Source organism: Rhodococcus sp. ARP2 (genome assembly GCF_001029585.1).
Lineage (GTDB): Bacteria > Actinomycetota > Actinomycetes > Mycobacteriales > Mycobacteriaceae > Rhodococcus_F > Rhodococcus_F erythropolis.
The window spans coordinates 152,011-166,726 of record NZ_LEKE01000089.1; the positions used below are offsets into that span (position 1 = coordinate 152,011).

At 63.4% G+C, this 14,716-nt stretch carries 12 protein-coding genes; 4 read left to right on the forward strand and 8 right to left on the reverse strand.

Annotation, left to right across the window (positions count from 1 at the left end; all coding sequences use genetic code 11):
• The first annotated feature begins 160 nt into the window (after positions 1 to 160).
• The 3 genes from ABX74_RS24580 to ABX74_RS24590 are packed head-to-tail and all read left to right on the forward strand — an operon-like array spanning position 161 to position 3,245.
• Entirely contained in the window at positions 161 to 1,831 is a 1,671-nt protein-coding gene (locus ABX74_RS24580; RefSeq protein ID WP_020908853.1) for a PucR family transcriptional regulator, read from the forward strand.
• On the forward strand, positions 1,828 to 2,145 hold the full coding sequence (locus ABX74_RS24585; RefSeq protein WP_020908852.1) for a nuclear transport factor 2 family protein: 318 nt from the start codon (positions 1,828 to 1,830) through the stop codon (positions 2,143 to 2,145). The genes ABX74_RS24580 and ABX74_RS24585 overlap by 4 nt, the downstream gene beginning before the upstream one ends.
• Entirely contained in the window at positions 2,145 to 3,245 is a 1,101-nt protein-coding gene (locus ABX74_RS24590) for a DNA alkylation repair protein (RefSeq protein ID WP_047889884.1), read from the forward strand. Before ABX74_RS24585 ends, ABX74_RS24590 begins: the two co-directional genes overlap by 1 nt.
• Positions 3,246 to 3,292: 47 nt before the next feature.
• Here the strand turns inward: ABX74_RS24590 and ABX74_RS24595 are convergent, their stop codons facing one another.
• Positions 3,293 to 4,342 carry an ABC transporter substrate-binding protein gene (locus ABX74_RS24595; protein WP_047889915.1) on the reverse strand — a complete coding sequence of 350 codons (1,050 nt, stop codon included), beginning with the start codon at positions 4,340 to 4,342 and terminating at the stop codon, positions 3,293 to 3,295.
• A gap of 373 nt (positions 4,343 to 4,715) precedes the next feature.
• Here ABX74_RS24595 and ABX74_RS24600 point away from each other — a divergent pair, with 373 nt between their 5' ends.
• The gene (locus ABX74_RS24600; protein ID WP_047889885.1) at positions 4,716 to 5,804 is read left to right on the forward strand and encodes a 3-deoxy-7-phosphoheptulonate synthase; all 1,089 of its coding nucleotides are present in this window, start codon (positions 4,716 to 4,718) and stop codon (positions 5,802 to 5,804) included.
• Positions 5,805 to 5,858: 54 nt separating this feature from the next.
• Here the strand turns inward: ABX74_RS24600 and ABX74_RS24605 are convergent, their stop codons facing one another.
• The 7 genes from ABX74_RS24605 to ABX74_RS24635 all read right to left on the reverse strand — a co-directional run bounded on the left by ABX74_RS24605 (position 5,859) and on the right by ABX74_RS24635 (position 14,616).
• Positions 5,859 to 6,662 carry a sugar phosphate isomerase/epimerase family protein gene (locus ABX74_RS24605; protein WP_046379094.1) on the reverse strand — a complete coding sequence of 268 codons (804 nt, stop codon included), beginning with the start codon at positions 6,660 to 6,662 and terminating at the stop codon, positions 5,859 to 5,861.
• Entirely contained in the window at positions 6,659 to 8,386 is a 1,728-nt protein-coding gene (locus ABX74_RS24610) for an FAD-dependent oxidoreductase (RefSeq protein ID WP_047889886.1), read from the reverse strand. The genes ABX74_RS24605 and ABX74_RS24610 overlap by 4 nt, the downstream gene beginning before the upstream one ends.
• Positions 8,383 to 9,477 carry a Gfo/Idh/MocA family protein gene (locus tag ABX74_RS24615; protein WP_047889887.1) on the reverse strand — a complete coding sequence of 365 codons (1,095 nt, stop codon included), beginning with the start codon at positions 9,475 to 9,477 and terminating at the stop codon, positions 8,383 to 8,385. Before ABX74_RS24615 ends, ABX74_RS24610 begins: the two co-directional genes overlap by 4 nt.
• Positions 9,477 to 10,301, reverse strand: coding sequence for an aldo/keto reductase (locus ABX74_RS24620; protein ID WP_047889888.1), 825 nt, complete (start codon positions 10,299 to 10,301; stop codon positions 9,477 to 9,479). The genes ABX74_RS24615 and ABX74_RS24620 overlap by 1 nt, the downstream gene beginning before the upstream one ends.
• The gene (locus ABX74_RS24625; RefSeq protein WP_047889916.1) at positions 10,298 to 12,250 is read right to left on the reverse strand and encodes an FAD-dependent oxidoreductase; all 1,953 of its coding nucleotides are present in this window, start codon (positions 12,248 to 12,250) and stop codon (positions 10,298 to 10,300) included. Before ABX74_RS24625 ends, ABX74_RS24620 begins: the two co-directional genes overlap by 4 nt.
• Before the next feature lie 44 nt (positions 12,251 to 12,294).
• A complete protein-coding gene (locus ABX74_RS24630; protein WP_047889917.1) occupies positions 12,295 to 13,176 on the reverse strand; it encodes a shikimate dehydrogenase in 882 nt (293 codons plus the stop codon).
• 63 nt (positions 13,177 to 13,239) lie between these two features.
• The gene (locus tag ABX74_RS24635) at positions 13,240 to 14,616 is read right to left on the reverse strand and encodes an MFS transporter (RefSeq protein ID WP_047889889.1); all 1,377 of its coding nucleotides are present in this window, start codon (positions 14,614 to 14,616) and stop codon (positions 13,240 to 13,242) included.
• Between the last annotated feature and the right edge of the window lie 100 nt (positions 14,617 to 14,716).

The following is a 14,716-nucleotide window of genomic DNA, read 5'->3' on the forward strand; positions in this document are numbered from 1 at the left end:
GTCGTGTCGTCATCAGTCAAGCCGAAACGAGTCGGCGAGTAATCCGCTGATCGGCCAAACTTCTCGGACGCTGTTTGTTCGATCGGCTGAACCATTTCCGCAGGAAAATGCACTATTCTCGAAATTGAGGCGTTGGAACGGTCCGGAAAGTGGGTGGTACGTGCCTATCCGTGAGGTCAGGCTCGACGCGGTCCTTCGGGCGCTGGGCGGAGCCTTTGTCGAGCTCGTCTTCGCGCCGTCAGGTGATGACGTCTTCGTCGACTCCGTGGTGTTCGCGGAGGTCGGGGACCTCACACGCCCCGGAACCGCGGACGTCGAATCCTCTGAGCTCTGGCTCGCTGTGGGTATCGGCGCAGCCGAATTGGCGGCCTGGCTGAACCGCGTCGATCAGAAGGGATCAGCGCCTCGGGCCGTCATGTCGAAGGAGGCCTCGGACACGTCGGTGCGCGCGGCGGCACAGCGCGCCGGGATCGCCTTGATGGCAGTCCATCCGGACGCTCGTTGGGATCGATTGTTCAGCACGATCCGGGGCGTGCTCGATCATTCGGTATCCCGTCAGGATTCGGAGGACGTTGTATTCGGCAGTGACACAGATTTGTTCGAGCTGGCGCAGAACGTCGCGTCACTCACCCGGGGGATGGTCAGCATCGAGGACGAGCGTTCCCACGTCATGGCTTATTCGGCATCAGGAGATGCTGCGGACGAGCTCCGCCGGCAGTCGATCCTCGGCCGTGAAGGACCTCGGGAATACCTCCGGAAGCTGCAGGAGTGGGGCGTCTTCGAAAGCTTGCGGCGAAGCGACGACGTGGTCGAGGTGCCTGCGCACGAAGACCTCGCTATCAGGCGAAGGTTGGTGGTTCCGATTCGCAGAATCTCCGAGAACATCAAGGGGGAGAGCGGTTTCAGTTCTGATCTGCTCGGCACGATCTGGGTTCAGGAAGGCCCGCTTCCCATCGCCGGCGATGCCGACAGAGTGCTCCGCGGTGCCGCGGCCATTGCAGCTCGGCTGATTTCGCGCATCCGAGACGCGCCGAGTAACGAGGCGATACAGGTTCAGCGCTTGCTCGGGGTTCTCGGCGGCGGCGTCGATGTTCCTTCTCTGGCGGCCTCGTTGTCCATCCCGATGTCCGGACCCGCGATGGTGATCGGCGTGGCGAGTGTCGGGGGCAGCGTGTTGTCGGCTTCGGGTGAGCTCGTGTCGTCGTTGCGCCTGCACGCCAGTGCCTTTCACCGTGAATCGCTGGTGAGTGCATTCGGCGCCCGGATCTATGTGCTGTTTCCGCGAACCCAATCCGTGAAATCCACAGTCTCGTGGACCCGTGAAGTTGTCGCGCGTTTGGAAAAGGTGTCGCCCTCGGGTTTACGGGCCGCAGTCTCGTCGCCGGTTTCGACGCTCACTGAGGTGGCTAGGGCCCGCGCCGAAGTGGATCGGGTCTTGGACGGAACGTCGGGGGATGTTCGAGTGACCACCCTCGCGGACTCGCGCACTCCGGTGCTGCTGGGCGAAATCATGGACGCGATTGCGGCCGACGAGCAACTGCACGATCCGAGAATCGACGCGCTCGACGTCTACGACAGGCGTAACGGGTCGAACATGCGTGAAAGCGTCTCCGTTTACCTCGCGCATTCGGGCGATGTCCGACGCGCGTCCGAGCAGCTTCGCATTCACCCGAACACACTCAGGTATCGGATCAAAAGGGTCGAGGAGATAACAGATACCGACCTGTCCGAGCCCTCGACGAGGCTGTTGATGGAGATTCAGTTGGCGGCGTCCGCTCGCGCAGTGAGTTCGCCGAACCTGTCGGACCCCAGCAGTACTCTTCGCGAATGATCGACTCAGCGAAGGTGCCAGGCGCAGCGCGCGCATATTTCGACGGCGGAGACGTCCGTGACGTGTTCACCGAAGACGCGGTGGTGCGTGACGACGGCCGGACGTATGTCGGCATCGAAGAAATCGTGGCGTGGAAGTCCGCTGTGTCGACGGCGTTCACCTTCACCCAGAAGATCGAGTCGGTCAACACCCCAGGCTCGGCCGTTGTCGTGTCGGTGAAGGTCGAGGGTGATTTTCCCGGAAGCCCCGTCCAGTTACATCACCATTTTTCTCTCGACGGTGATCGGATTTCCGCTCTCACGGTGTGCCCCTGATGCCCACCGCTGACGAACTGCTCGGGAAATCCGTCGTCGCCGATCTGGCAGGCTGTCTCGAGCGAGCCTCCGGTCACACACGCCTCGCCCTCGTTCGGGGTAGTACATCCGAATTCGACGGTATGAGTCTCGGCGAACGTACCCGCGTTGTGCGGGACGCGATGACTGCCGAACTGCCTCAGGATCTTCCGGCCTTCGCCGAGATCATCCGCCGTGCGCTTTCAGAGGAGACCTTCACTGGTTGGATGATCTGGCCGGTGACCGAAGCCGTCGCCGTCACGGCGACACGAAGTGGCTCCGAGTCGGACTTCGACGAGGGAATGGCTCTCCTTGCCGAGCTGACGTCGCGTCTGACGGCCGAATTCGCAATTCGCACATTTCTCGAAACGAACCTTGACCGTTCGCTGGCGATCGCACTCACCTGGACCGGCCATGAAGACGAACACGTCCGGCGCTTGGCGACCGAAGGCACTCGTACTCGTTTGCCCTGGGGAAGACGAGTGAAAGAATTGACGGCGCGTCCCGAGTCGACAATCGCCATTCTCGACGAGCTGTATCGGGATGATTCGGAATACGTACGACGTTCGGTCGCAAACCATCTCAACGATCTCAGTCGTGCTGACGCAGCGCTCGCCGTGTCGACTGCGAAGCGTTGGTTACAGACACCGGATTCCAACACACTGAAAATCGTCAAACATGCATTGCGGACGTTGATCAAGGCCGGCGACCCAGATGCTCTGTCTCTTCTGGGGTTCTCGCCGCCCACCGACGTCGTGGTCGAAGGGTTCGTCATCGACCGCGAAATAGTCGATGCGGGTGGAGAACTCACCTTCGACTTCGCTGTCACGAACAACGGCAGCGAGTCCGTCACCGTCGTGATCGATTACATCGTCCACCACGTGAAGGCCAACGGGACCACGACGCCGAAGGTCTTCAAACTGACAACACGAACGCTCGAGCCTGGGGTGCCGGCCCGCATCGCGAAGAGGCATTCCTTCAAACCGATCAGCACCCGGAAGTACTACGCCGGCGAACATGCCGTCGAGGTGCAGATCAACGGCGTACGCCAGGTGCGAGGTGTATTCCGTTTGGACGCGTGAGTGACCCCACCGGTCACTCACGCGCCGATCCAATGCCCGCACAGACGTCAGCGCATGACCTGTACCTGCTCGGCGATGTCAGCGGCCAGGGCCATCGCAGTCAGAGCGAGGCCGTTGTTGAGGTCATATCGTAGATGCCCGACATGGCCGTCCTGGACAGCGCGGACTCGTTTCCACGTCGGCGACTCGGCTTCGACGGCGTCGGGGTTCTGTAGCAACACGAAGTCGGCCTGGTCGAAGATCGCGAGCTCCTCGAGGCTGTAGAAAGTCGAATCCTTCCGATCGGGTGCCGCATGGGCGGCGTCGGTCAAGACGTTCAGGCCGAGGTCCTGTGCAACCGACACGGCGAACGTGTTGTTCTGCAGCCAGATCTGACCGCTGTCGGCGCCGGCGATCGCAATCGACTTGCCTTCGAGGAGACCACCGATCTTGGCCCGCGCTCGAGCAAGTTCGGCGTTGTATCGGGCGATGACGCGTTCGGCGACTTCGCGGCGATCGAGCGCCGTGAGCTGCGCGGTCATGGCCTGTTTCCAGGACGAGCCCCTCGTGCCCTCGTCGACGACGAGCACCGGGGCGATGTCAGTGCCGAGCAGGCCCCTGTCCTGGTAGTAATCCCACCAGCCTTTCCCGACAACCAACAGATCGGGGTCGTAGCTCAGGATCGATTCGGCGTTCGGTTCGTTGTTCGTCCCACCGAGGCGAGCTGCGCCGGCGGGTACCTTCTGCATGAGTTGAGACTTCGGATCCCAATTGGTCGCGACGATCGGGTACTCGGCCAGTAGTGCAAAATCGAGGGCGCCTCGGGCTTCGAGCACCACGACACGCTTGGGGTCCCGCGGGAGGCGGTAGGTCTGGTCCGCGACGACGATGTCGACCCACTCGTCCGAGGCTTCGGTGCCGCTGGATTCGCTCGAACATGCAGACAGTGCGCCCAGTGCACCGAGCGCCGCCGCACCGGTCAGGAACCCGCGTCGTGTCAAGGAATCGATCAGACGGGTGAATTCGTCGTCCACATCTTTTGTCGACTGCAAGGGGGTTTCGGTCGCAGAAGGGGACACCGTCGGGTGGAAGGTTTTGGTCGATTCGATCACAGGCATGAGAAGGCGCAGCTCCATCTGATGTTCCGGGCATTGGCAGGTGCCTAACCAACGTATTCGAACTTCGCAGCCGGAGCCTTACTCGAAAGCGCCAACCGCTCAGCGGATTTGGCCATTCTTCACGGACTCGTGCCACGGGACTCGCCCCTCGGATTCGGCTTGTTGTGGACGGGCGCGCCCATCTGATCCGAACTCGAGGTATCGTGGCCGTCATGCAGCGCGTCTATTTCTGGTTTAGCAGGCCGGCCCCGGGTGGGCCTGCCGGCGTAACCACGCGCTGACAACCTCCACCCAAGAGCCGGACTACAGACCGGCTCGCTGGAGTTTCTCTTCATCTCTGGGGTCGGCCTGAGAACAGGAAACCGAAAACCCCATGACTGTCACCATCGACACCACCGCAGCTTCGGACAGCCTCGACGATCAGCGCACTGTGAGTATCAGTCCGCTCGTGTCACCGGCGACTGTTCGTGCTCAGCACGCTCCGGACGAGGTCGCGGCCGCAACCGTGCGGACCGGCCGTGCCGACACGATCAACATCCTCAACGGTGACGACGACCGTTTGATCGTTGTTGTCGGACCGTGCTCGGTACACGATCCGGAAGCTGCGATGGACTACGCCCGTCGGTTGGCTGCCAAGGCCGAAGAACTGCGGGACGACCTGCACATCGTGATGCGCGTCTACTTCGAAAAGCCGCGCACCACTCTCGGGTGGAAGGGCCTGCTCAACGACCCCCACCTCGACGGCACGTTCGACATCAACACCGGGCTCGGCATCGGCCGCAAGTTGCTTCTCGACGTGTCGAGTCTGGGCCTGCCTGTCGGCTGCGAGTTCCTTGATCCGATCATGCCGCAGTACATCGCCGACCTGGTCAGCTACGGTGCGATCGGCGCCCGGACCGCCGCCAGTCAGGTTCACCGTCAGCTGTGCAGCGCGCTGTCCATGCCCGTCGGCATCAAGAATTCCACCGAAGGTGATGTGCAGGTAGCCGTCGACGGTACCCGCGCTGCGGCGGCGAGCCATGTGTTCCCCGGAACGGATCTCGACGGCCAGGCTGCCTTGATTCGGACCGCGGGCAACCCGGACTGCCATGTGATTCTTCGTGGCGGCAGCGACGGACCGAACTACGATGCCGAGACCGTCTCGGATACCCTTGCTCGCCTGCGTAAGTCGAACCTGCCCGAGCGCGTGGTCATCGACGCGAGCCACGGTAACAGCAGCAAGGACCACGAGCGTCAGGTCGTCGTGCTGGACGACATTGCCCGACGTCTGACCGAGGGCGAGCAGGGAATCGCCGGCGTCATGTTGGAGAGTTTCATCGAGGCCGGCCGTCAGGACCTGACCTTGGGTAAGGCGGACGAGCTCACCTACGGTCAGTCGATCACCGACGCGTGCATCGACTGGTCCACCACCGCAGCGCAGTTGGACCGTCTGGCGCAGGCCGTTGCGGCTCGGAGGGGCTGACGCCCCCGTGCGCGTTTAGGGAGTGCCTGGACTCGCTAAACGCGCACAGGGCCGCTAGGCCAACACTGCTCGCGTGGCCTCGACCAGGCGCTTCAGCCAGGCGTCCGTGCCGACGGCCTGACGCAGCGGCTCGTTGGGCAATTCGATGCTGACCGGCAGTCCGGAAGGCAGGGTCGACCAGATGTCGGCCAGGGCGATGCCGCCGGTGCCTGGCACCAGACGCTCCTCTCGGGCGTGACGGATCAGCTCTGCGTCCTCCGTGGGAAAAGGGATCGAACCGTCACACATCTGGGCGTAGTGAAGCCACTCGCGCGGGATGGACGCAAGATCCTCCAGTGTGGTCGCCGAGCGGTCGGTGTGGAGTGCGTCGACCAGGACACTACGAGCCGGACCGTCTGCCGCCGAGACGATCTCGATGGCAGCACGCGCATCGGGCACCGCAGTCCACGGCATGAATTCGAGCGAGGCGACGATGCCGTAGTTGGCGCACAGTTCCGCGAGGCAGGCATAGGAGTCCGTGAGCCGAGCGCGGTCGCGGTCGTCGCCGCCCACCAGAACGGCTTTGGCTCCGAGCTGTGCACCCGCTTCGAGAAGCGGAACATAGTCGGCGGGGTCGAAGTCGGCTGCAAGGCGGATGATTTCGAGGTCGAATACCTCAACGGGTGAATCGCCTAGTCGACGCACCAATTCGTTCAACCCCTGCTTGTCCTCGTGCAGCGGGTAGGCCGTCGTACCTGGTGCCGCGGGCATCAGGCGGATGCCGATGGTGTCGAAGCCGTGTTTTTCCGCCAAGTCGACGTGCTGCATCGGTGCGGTATCGAGCACTGTGAGGGCTGCCAGTCCGAGTGAGAGTGTCATGCGTGCGCTCCAACTGTCTTGGCTCCGGCCAGTTCCCGACCTGCCAGATAACCGAACGTCATAGCCGGGCCGAGGTTGATGCCGCCGGACGGGTAGTGCCCGCCCATCACGCTGGCCTGATCGACGCCGACGGCGAGCAATCCCTCGATGGGGCGGTCGTTGTCGTCGAGCACATGCGACGACGAGTCCGTCACCAGTCCGGCGAAGGTCCCGAAACTCCCTGGCACCACTTTCACCGCGTAGTACGGACCCTTCTGTAAGGGTGCAAGCGACGGGTTCGGCCAGGGGTTGGCGGTATCGCCGGATCCCCGGTTGAACGGCGTTGTGCCGCGACCGAACTCGGGGTCTTCACCGGCCACGGCCCCGACATTGAATGCCTCGATTGTCTTTTCCAACTGCGTCGGATCAACGCCGATCTTCTCCGCCAGTTCGCGAACAGTGCGACCCCGTGTCAGGTATCCCGAGCGCAGGTACGGCTGGATCGGGATCGGCAGGGGCTTGGCCATGCCCAGCGGGAGATAGCGCACATACTGCTGATCGGCGATCAACCACGAGCACACTTCTTCGCCCTCAGGAACCTGCTCGACCATCGCGAGTGTGTAGTCGTGGTAGCCGAGTGCCTCGTTGACAAAACGCTTGCCGTTCGCGAGAACTCCGATGACACCGGGCTTTCCGCGGTCGAGGATGTGCGGGAACACCCCTTCCTTGCCGTTGCGGTAGCGAACGATGGAGACGGGGCAGTACGCGACGGGGGAGGCAAGAGTGCGGTCGAGGCGACCACCCACGGATTCGCCGAGGGTGATGCCGTCGCCGGTGGTTGTCTTCGGAGTGAGTGACCAGTGCTCGTTTCCGGTGGGGGTGCGAGGGAACAGTTCACGTCGGCGGTCGATGTCCTGGGCGAAGCCGCCGGTGGCCAGTACGACGCCGCGCGTGGCAGTTACCGAGTACGCACCATCCGGACCTTCGAGGCGGACACCGACAACGCGACCGTCATCGTCAGTCTGCAGCGATGTTGCCGACGTTTTCACCCGAATCTCGACGCCGAGATCGAGCGCTGAGCGAAGCATCATGCCGACAAGCGCGGTGCCGTTGACGAGTTGCTGGCCACGACGCTTGGTGGCGAGATCGAACATGTGCTTTGTCACGCGAACGCCACAGTGCACAAATGCTTTCGGCGATCGAGTCGAGTGCAGGAATGCCTGCAGGTCGGGGCCGGCCATGATGCCCATTCCGAGGAATGACGTCTCGTACAACTGTCGACGGAGCAGCGCCGCGACGTCGGGGCCGAGCTTTCGCAAGCTCACCGGTTTCGGTCCGACGGAACGATGACCCGTGCCGGCTCCCGGTGTGTCGCCGTGAATGTCGGCGATCTTGGCTCCGGGAACGAACTTCAGTGCAGTCTTGCGTTCGAAGAACTCGACCATCTCCGGTGCACCGTCGAGGAGTGCATCCACCTTGGCAGCGTCGAAGTTGTCGCCGAGTCGGTTCTCCAGATATGTCCGCGGCGCCGAACGATCCTCCACAACCCCGTCGGCGATGGCAAACATGTTGCGCGGGGTCCACATCCACCCGCCCGACCAGGCCGTTGCGCCGCCGCAGGTGTCGGCCTTCTCGACAACGAGTACCGACGCGCCGCCATGTGCTGCGGCAATTGCTGTGGAAAGCCCGCCTGCGCCGGAGCCCACGACAACTACGTCGTAGGTGAGGGGGGTAGTGCTACTCATTTCTGCTCCTTGGCAGTTGTTGCGAGGGTCGGTGTCGATGTCAGATCGACAACCTTCCCGGTTCGTGACGATTCGTAGATTGCGGCGATGATGGCAAGTGACGCGCGGGCGTCTCGTCCGGTGACGGCGGGTTCGCGCCCGGTCAGGACCGCGTCGGCGAAGTCCTGAACCTGCAAGGTGTGGAAATCGGTGAGTGCCGCATTGACCGCTCCCACATCGAGATTGGCGTCTATGTCGGCGGAATACGGCGACTGGAACTCGACTTCGCCCGGCACGGTCCAGATTTCGTTGACACCCTCGTGCCCTTCAGGAAATTCGAGGACGCTGGCGATGGCGCCGGTGCGCCCAATCACTGTCACGCGGTTGCCCAGATTGTGATTGGCACCGGTAGTCGCGGTGACGGTGGCGGTGCCGCCCGAAGCAAAGGAAATTACAGCTGACGCACTGTCCTCGGTCTCGATGTGCTCACCGTGGGTGTGGGTGCGTATGAAGCCGCTGACCGAGACGGCCTCGCCCATGAACCAGGCCAGCATGTCGATCTGGTGCACCGCCTGCGTCATGAGCACGCCACCGCCGTCGGTGTCCCAGCGTCCGCGCCACGCGTCGGCCGAGTAGTAACTCGACGGGCGGTGCAGGATCACCGACGCCTCGCCGAGCGTGGGCAGTCCGATCCGGCCGTCGTCGATGGCGTCCCGGATCCGACGCGCGGCCGGCCAGAAGCGGCGTTGGAAGAGCACCCCGAACGTGATACCGGCGCGGTCGGCGGCCTCGATCATGCGGTCGGCGGCAGCAACATCGACCGCGATGGGCTTCTCGCACAACACATGTACACCCGCTTCGGCAGCGGCCACGACTACCTCTTCATGTACCGGGTGCGGCGTGCAAACGGTGCAGGCGTCGAGTCCGAGGGCGAGAAGGTGCTCCACTGAACTCACGGCTGCGGGAATGCCGTGCGCTGCCGCGAACTCCTGGGCGCGTCCGAGATCGGGATCGCAGCAGCCGATTACCTCGACGCCGGGGACTTGCTGCAGGGCTCGGGCATGGTTGCCGGCGATCTTGCCGCAGCCGACGATTCCGACTTTCAACGTCATCAGAAATGTTCCTCTGCTTCGACGTCCCGCGCCGCAGACTCGCCGCGGTCGAGACTGTTCAGTGCTTCGATGTCCTCGCCGGAGAGGGTCACGTCGAGTGCTGCCAGGTTCTCGGCCTGACGCGTCGGGTTCGCTGATCGCGCGACCGGAACCACACCCTGCGCGACGTGCCACGCGAGGACCACTTGAGCTGGTGTGCAACCGTTTCGACCGGCGATCTCCCCGACCACGGCGTTGTCGAGCACATCGCCGCGGCCGAGCGGGCTCCACGACTGCGTGAAGATTCCGAGTTCGTCGTTGGCGCGGCGCACCGGAATTCGCGCGAGCGACGGGTCCATCTGAATCTGGTTGACTGCCGGTGCCTCGCCGGTTTCGGCGACGACGCGGCGCAGGTGGTGCTCGAGGAAGTTCGACACACCCACGTACCGAACCAGTCCGGCGTCGCGGCAGGCCAGCATCGCCTCGAACGACGCAACGTAACGATCGATTCGCGGGAGCGGCCAGTGGATCAGGAACAGATCGAGTTGATCCAGTCCCAGTCGTTCCAGGCTCTGCTCGAGCGCTCCGCGGATGTCACCGGAAACCTGGTCGTTTCCACGAAGTTTGGTGGTGACAAACAGTTCTTCTCGCGGTAGGCCCGACTCCGCCAACGCTACGCCGACGGCGTCCTCGTTGCCGTAGATCGCGGCGGTGTCGATGAGGCGGTACCCGGCCTCGATTCCGGAGAGTACCGACTTCGTGGCGTCGGCACCGACCAGTGGCCAGGTTCCGAGTCCGATGGGTGGCAACGCAGTTGCCACCGGTGCGGCTGTGTGTGCGCTCATGCGTGAACCTCCTGACGGGCCGCAGCGGCGGCGGTGATGGTGACGGCAACGTCGGCTGCGGTCACGAGTGCGGCATGGATGGATCCGCCGTCACCGCTCGCGTCGCCGACGGTATGGACCCCGAGTCGTGGTGCCAGTGAACGTAGTTCGGCCAGAAGTTCCGAGCGCGGCTCGACGCCCTGTGAAATCAGCAGCTCGCCGGGGGCGTCGACTTCGCTCAGTACACCGCCTGTCGAGATCGTGACCCGATCGGCGTCGACTTTGGTGACGATCGAGCTCAGGTAGGTCGTGAGGTTCTCACTTGAGGCCAGGCGCGGCAGCAGTACGATCTTGCCGCGTCGGCCGACGTCGTGCGCGATGGTTTCCTGCGGCCCGATCATGACGACCTGGGTGCCCTTCTGGAGCAGATCGTCTGCGACGGCAGCAGCCTCGCGGTCGGCGCCGAAAATGGTGATTGCTTCGGGGGCCGGATCTCCGGAAACCAGGAACTCGCGCACGTCACGGACGGTTCGGGTCTGCGCGCCGGGGAGGTCAGTCGCGGGACCGTGCCCACCGGCAGCAAGGACGATCGCGTCGAAGTCACTGTTTGCGAGCAATGCTGCGTCAGCTCTGGTCGAGCTGTGGAACTGCACCCCGAGTTCGGCCAGTTCCGCGAGGTACCAGTCCACGATCCGCCCGTATTCAGGATACTCGTGCAGCTTCGATGCCAGAGCGAAGTCGCCACCGAGGCTGGGTCGTTCGTCGTACAGGTCGACGCGATGACCGGCAAGTGCGAGGTCGCGGGCAGCGGCCATTCCGGACGGACCGGCACCGATGACGGCGACCCGCACGGTGGCATCAGCCGGCTTCGTGGGCTGATCCAGTTCACGTCCGACCCACGGGTTGACGGAACAGGGAATGGGGCCGGCGGCCAGGCTGTCGATGCAGTAGTTGCAGGCGATGCACGGCCGGTACCGGCCACCGTCGACAGCGCGATTCGGAAAGTCCGGATCGGCGTGCAACGTACGGGCCATGCTGACGAAGTTCGCCTGCCCGGAATCGATGATCTGCGCGGCGATCTCCGGCGACGTGATGCGTCCGGCCACACCCACCGGGATGTCGAAGTCGCGCTGGTACTGCTCGGAGTACGGCGCGAGGAGTCCGCGGGACCATTCACCGGGCTGGATGATCCACTGTCCCGCTTCGTAGTTGCCGGCCGAGACGTCGAGAAAATCGAGTCGGTCAGTGTCGATGGCGTCGATGCGAGAGCGGGTCGTCTCGGCGTCGAGTCCGCCGTCAATGCCTTCGAAGGCTGAGAATCGAAGTCCCAGAGTGATTCCCGGAGCATGCTCGTGGACGGAGGCGATGACCTTGTTGACGAACAAGGTGGGGTCGGCCCACTCGTCGTCGCGGTGATTGTAAGCAGGGGAGAGGAACTGGTGGATCAAGTACCCGTGGCCACCGTGCAGGGAGATGACGTCGACGCCCGCCTGCTGGCAGCGCGCCGCAGCTTCACCGAAACACTCGATGATGTGCTCGATGTCGTCGCCGTCGAGTTGTTCGGGCATCTCGCCGCCGACAACCAAACACGGAATCGGTGTCGGGGCAACGGGAACAAATCCACTGACCGACCCCTGCGCCGTGCGTCCACCGTGGTTGAGTTCGACTCCGACGAGGGCGCCGTGTGCGTGGATCGCGTCGACCATCTTCTTGATGCCGGGAATCCGTTCGTCGACGTCGACGCCCATCTGCCGGATGCGTCCCTTGCCGTCGGCACGCACGTAGCTCGCTTCGGTGAAGATCAGTGCAGCACCACCTTCGGCGCGGCGGGCGAGGTACGCGATGTACTCGTCCGTCATGGTGCCGTCGACTTCGCAGTAGTTGCGTTCCATCGGGGCGGACACGAACCGGTTCCGGAGGCGGACGCTGCCCATGTCGAGAGGTTCGGCGAAAGGCGCAGTCACCTTCATCAGTGCTCCTGGTACTTCGCGAGAAAGTAGGTGTTCGGTTGTGCTCATGCGCATGCCGTCTCGGAGAGCAGCTCGCTCAGATGGCTGCGCATGCGATCCGTATCGGCTTCGACACCGGTCAGGAGTGTGAAGGTGTCAGAGGCTTGAGCCACCAGCATCTGCCCACCGTCGAGAACCGCGCATCCGAGAGCAGCTGCAGCGTCGAGCAATTCGGTGCGCATCGGTCGATAAACGATGTCAGCGACCCACAATCCGGAATGCAACGCCGCAGGGTCGAATGGAGTTCCGGGGTGACCCACCATGCCGATCGGAGATGCGTTGACGACGCCGTCGCACGTCGTCAGGTTGACGGCGATCTCATCGATCGCCAAAGCCGTTGTGCGCGTGCCAGGGAAGGCCGAGGCGACGCGAGAACACACATCGGCAGCGCGATCGGGATCAATATCTGCGATGCGAAGATCCGTGGTGCCGGCGGCGGCGAGTGCGTATGCCACAGCGGAACCCGCCCCTCCTGCCCCGGCAAGCACCACTCGGTCCAAGGCGGCGTCGGGCAAACCGCGCTGCAGTGCTGTGAGGAATCCGCTGTGGTCAGTGTTGTGGCCGATCAAACGGCCGTTGTCGACCACAACCGTGTTGACGGCACCGAGCAACCGCGCGTTGCCGGACAGCTCGTCGAGCGCGTCCACGACAACCTGCTTGCACGGGTGGGTGATGTTCAGTCCGGTGAAATCGCCCGCGACGGCGCCACGCACCACCTCACCGGTTTTCTCGACCGAGATGTTCAGGTTCTCGAGATCGATCAGTTCGTAGCTGTAATCGTCGAGTCCGAGTGCTGCTGCTTCGTGTGCGTGCAACGCGGGCGAGAGTGAGGTGGCGATACCCGACCCGACAAGGCCGATACGGTGACGTGTGTATTCGGTAGTCATGACATTCTCCTGCATAAGTGGGGACGGCCCCTCGCGGCAATTCATCGCGAGGGGCCGGTCCGGTCAAGCGTTGTTGCTGGTGAGCTCTGAGTCCTGCTTGATCGGCAGGCTCGACTTCGGTTGGCCCAGTTCTGCTGTGGGCGTGCGGTACGTTTCCGGTCCGGTCATTGCCGCGATGGCGGAGATGACGGCGAAGCCCAGGCACATCCATGCAACCGGCGTCCAGTTGCTCTTGTCTCCGGCCGAAATCGCCTGGGCGATAGCCGGTGTGAAGCCGGCGACAAGGAGTCCGAGCATGAGGCTGACGGCCATTCCGGTGTATCGGACCTTCGCGGGGAACTGCTCCGGGAAGTATGCCGGGTATGTGCCGTTGGGCATCGCGTAGAAGATTCCGATCATGACGATTCCCGAAGCGAAGACCATGGGGACGCTTTGGGTTCCGATCGAATGGAAGAACACGAAGATCATCAAGCCGGCTCCGATGGCGCCGACGACGAAGATGGGCTTACGCCCGTGGCGATCCGAGAGAATGCCGAACAGCGGCTGAGTCAGTACGGCAACAAAATTGGCGGTCGCGATGGCCCACAGCATCGTGGAGCGTTCGAAGCCGGATTCGACGGCGTACGCCAGGGCGAAGACGTTGACGATGGTGTTGATCATCGCGAAGGTCGAGCTCATGCTGATACGGATCACGGTGCGCCAGTGCGAGCGGAACATCTCGACGACGGGAATTCCGGCCGTCTCGTCCTGTTCCTTGAGTTCTTCGAATACCTCGGGCTCATCCAGGGCGCGACGTAGCCACAGCGCAACGACGGTCACGATGATGCTGAGCCAGAAGGGAACTCGCCAACCCCACGAATAGAGGTCTTCGTCGGGCAGGCTCGCCACTGGGATGAATACCAGGCTGGAGACGACGATGCCGAACATGATCCCGCTCATGGTGAACGAGGTGAAGAACGAACGACGGTGATCCGGCGCGTGTTCGAGCGTCAGTGCCGAAGAGCCGGGTGATTCACCGCCGGCAGAGAGCCCTTGAAGAAGGCGAAGCAAGACGAGAATGATCGGCGCGGCGATGCCGATCTGGTCGTAGGTCGGCAGGCAACCGACGATGACCGTCGCAACACCCATGAGGAGCAGGCAGGCGAGAAGCGCGTTCTTGCGTCCGTACCGATCGCCGAGGTGTCCCCACAGCACTGCGCCGAGTGGGCGGGCGACGTAGGCCACGCCCAGGGTGCTGATCGAGAGCAGCGTTGCCGTCGAGCCGCCGCCAGGAAAGAAGATCTTGGGGAACACGAGCGCGGCTGCGGAGCCGTAGATGAAGAAGTCGTAGTACTCGAGGGTGCTGCCGAGGAAGCCCGAAACGGCGGCGCGGCGCGCATTCGAATTCGGGTGCTCCGCAGTGGAGTGCGTGGACCCGGTGGAGTTGATCGGTGGTGCCATGTGAAGTCCTTTCGTCCCGATGGGCCGACCGTGGCGGCACGTTTGGTGATGCACCACGCATCGGTGACGTCCCTCACCTTTCGGCGGCTGAGACGACAGT